The sequence below is a fragment of the Streptomyces odonnellii genome, from assembly GCF_000981895.1.
In the GTDB taxonomy this organism is placed as follows: Bacteria; Actinomycetota; Actinomycetes; order Streptomycetales; family Streptomycetaceae; genus Streptomyces; species Streptomyces odonnellii.
Map to the genome: position 1 here is coordinate 1 of NZ_LATD01000428.1, position 2,873 is coordinate 2,873.

The 2,873-nt window shown below is 70.8% G+C and carries 3 protein-coding genes and 1 pseudogene; 2 read left to right on the forward strand and 2 right to left on the reverse strand.

Translation table 11 applies throughout. The features are described 5' to 3' along the window. Window positions 1–378: pseudogene (locus WH07_RS41510) on the forward strand (streptophobe family protein); the annotation flags it as partial. 84 nt (window positions 379–462) lie between these two features. Next, the gene (gene serB / locus WH07_RS31835; RefSeq protein ID WP_046507863.1) at window positions 463–1,680 is read left to right on the forward strand and encodes a phosphoserine phosphatase SerB; all 1,218 of its coding nucleotides are present in this window, start codon (window positions 463–465) and stop codon (window positions 1,678–1,680) included. Between the two features lie 213 nt (window positions 1,681–1,893). Here the strand turns inward: serB and WH07_RS31840 are convergent, their stop codons facing one another. Then, entirely contained in the window at window positions 1,894–2,412 is a 519-nt protein-coding gene (locus WH07_RS31840; RefSeq protein ID WP_046507865.1) for a SixA phosphatase family protein, read from the reverse strand. Between the two features lie 91 nt (window positions 2,413–2,503). Continuing rightward, entirely contained in the window at window positions 2,504–2,710 is a 207-nt protein-coding gene (locus WH07_RS31845; protein ID WP_046507867.1) for a hypothetical protein, read from the reverse strand. Window positions 2,711–2,873: the final 163 nt, after the last annotated feature.

Genomic DNA, 2,873 nt, shown 5'->3' on the forward strand with positions numbered 1-2,873 from the left:
CTGCTGCTCGGCGCGGTCTGGGGCGCGGGGGCTGGCGCGGCGGGGGCGCTGCTCGCGCACGCCGCGGGGAAGGGGACGGCCGCGGCGGGCCTTTCGGCGGATACGGGCCCGGACTCGGTGGGTTTCACGGGTACGGACGGCCCCACCGTGGACGCGGACGGCCTCACCGTAGAAACGCGTACGGAACCGGCAGATGCGCGTACGGAACCGGCCCCGGCGCCAGGACCGTATACACCGTCAACGCCGTACCGGCCACCGAACCCCGATACGAACCCGTATCTGCGCATCCCGAAGGACGGGGGCGCCGCGCGGGATGGGAGCCTTCCGGGGAGCGACGCGGGGCCGCCTTTCCCGGGGTCGCCGAGGGGCGATCGCTGACCGAGACTGGAACCGCTGGCACCCCTGTCCGGAACTCGGACGGCCGGTCGAGCCCCACGCCCTGCCCGATACGGTGGAACCACCATGAGCGCATCGCAGCCCCCTCGGACCGCCGACGTCCCCACTCTGCTCGTCAAGATCTTCGGGAAGGACCGTCCCGGGATCACCGCCGGCCTCTTCGACACCCTCGCCGCCTACTCCGTCGATGTGATCGACATCGAGCAGGTCGTCACCCGTGGCCGTATCGTCCTCTGCGCGCTGATCACCGCACCGGCCGGCAAGGGTGCCGCCGAGGGCGAACTCCGCGCGACCGTCCACACCTGGGCCGAATCGCTCAAGCTCCAGGCCGAGATCATCTCCGGTACGGGCGACAACCGGCCGCGCGGCAGCGGCCGTTCGCATGTCACCGTGCTGGGCAACCCACTGACCGCGGAGTCGACCTCGGCCATAGCGGCCTGTATCACCACGGCCGGCGGCAATATCGACCGGATCTTCCGGCTGGCGAAATACCCGGTCACCGCCGTGGAGTTCGCGGTGTCCGGGGTGGAGACCGAACCGCTGCGCACCGCGCTGGCCACGGAGGGCGCGGAGATCGGGGTGGATGTCGCGGTCGTCTCGGCCGGACTGCACCGCCGGGCGCAGCGGCTGGTGGTCATGGATGTGGACTCGACCCTGATCCAGGACGAGGTCATCGAACTCTTCGCGGCCCACGCGGGCTGTGAGGCCGAGGTCGCCGAGGTGACCTCCCGGGCCATGCTCGGGGAGCTGGACTTCGAGCAGTCCCTGCACGCGCGGGTGGCGCTGCTCGCCGGTCTGGACGCGTCGGTGGTGGAGAAGGTACGGGCCGAGATCCGGCTCACTCCGGGCGCCCGCACCCTGGTCCGTACGCTCAAGCGCCTCGGTTACCAAGTCGGGGTGGTCTCCGGGGGATTCACCCAGGTCACCGATGCCCTTCAGGAGCAGCTCGGGCTGGACTTCGCCTCCGCCAACACCCTGGAGATCGTCGACGGCAGGCTCACCGGGCGGGTGGTGGGCGAGATCGTGGACCGCGCGGGCAAGGCCAGGCTGCTGCGCCGGTTCGCCGCCGAGGCGGGGGTGCCGCTGGCGCAGACCGTGGCGATCGGCGACGGCGCCAACGATCTGGACATGCTGAACGCGGCGGGGCTGGGGGTCGCCTTCAACGCGAAGCCGGTGGTCCGCAAGGCGGCCCATACGGCGGTGAACGTACCGTTCCTGGACACCGTGCTGTATCTGCTGGGCATCACCCGCGAAGAGGTCGAGGCCGCGGACTGCGACGACTGACCACTACTTCTTCTCACGAACCGGGGCCCCGGCGGCGAGTCCGCGCCGGGGTCCTCTGCTGTGCCGGGATCCTCCGCTGGCCGGGATCCTCTGCTGCACGGACGGTTGTGCGCGGCGGTTGTACGCGGCGGTGTACAGCCCGGTCCAGGGGAGCGGCCGTACGAAGCGGCCGTACAGCGCCGTCGTACCGGGCGCAGTCGCAGCCGTACGGGGTCAGCCGCGCGGGGTCCAGAAGTCGACCAGCCGGCCCACGCCGTGCTCCACCGACTTCCAGCTTCCGTTGAACGCGATCACGGCCAGGGACGCGGCGGGAAATCCGCTCCGGGTCATCCTGCCGATGGTGTCGCCTTCGGCCTCGCCGGACAGGGCGTCCGCGAGCGCGTGCATACCGGGGTTGTGCCCGATCAGGATCAGATCGTTCACATCGTCGGACGTCTCGTTGACCAGGGCGAAGAGATCGCCGAGGGTGGCGTCGTAGAGCCGGTCCTCGTAGACGGTCCGAGGCCGCACCGGCAGCTCGTGCACCGCGAGCTTCCAGGTCTCCCGGGTCCTGGCGGCGGTCGAGCAGAGAGCCAGATCGGCGACGAGCCCGCTGCCGGCGATCCTGCGCCCGGCGACGGAGGCATCCGCCCGGCCCCGGTCGGCGAGGGGCCGCTCATGATCGGGTACGTCGGGCCAGTCCGCCTTCGCGTGCCGGAGGAGGACGATCCTGCGAGGTGTATCGACGCTCATGCATCCCAGCTTCGCATGAAATGCTCCAGTGGGCAGAGGGTGTTGACGCGCTGCCCCGGCACGGGTGAACGGTGCTGGCGACTGCTCGCCGTCACCCCACCAGGGTCAGATGGATCTGCTCCAGAAGGCGCCCGGCCCCGGGATCACCCGCGGCGGCCCGCGCCTGTCCGGAGCCGGACATCAGCAGCAACAGGGCGAAGGCAAGGGCCGGCAACGCGACGGACCACCACGGCAGCCGTATCTCGATCCGCTCGGAGGGGACACGGGGATGGGACCGGGGGTGCGTAGGGACCGGCATGGCCGCCTCCGTGAGTCTGCGGTTTCTGTCACCTCAGAATCTACGGATCGGCCGCCCTCCCCCACATCCGGCGACCCACCCACTCGACCCTGACCCTGGCCCCCTAGGGGACCTGGTGCTGGCCCCCCTCCCAAACCGAGCCCGTCCGGCGATTCAGGACGAA

What these genes read in the sequence shown, in the direction of transcription:
- WH07_RS31840 (WP_046507865.1), bottom strand. Translation starts at nt 2,412, where the DNA reads ATGAGCGTCGATACACCTCGCAGGATCGTCCTCCTCCGGCACGCGAAG.
- WH07_RS31845 (WP_046507867.1), bottom strand. Translation starts at nt 2,710, where the DNA reads ATGCCGGTCCCTACGCACCCCCGGTCCCATCCCCGTGTCCCCTCCGAG.
- serB (WP_046507863.1), top strand. Translation starts at nt 463, where the DNA reads ATGAGCGCATCGCAGCCCCCTCGGACCGCCGACGTCCCCACTCTGCTC.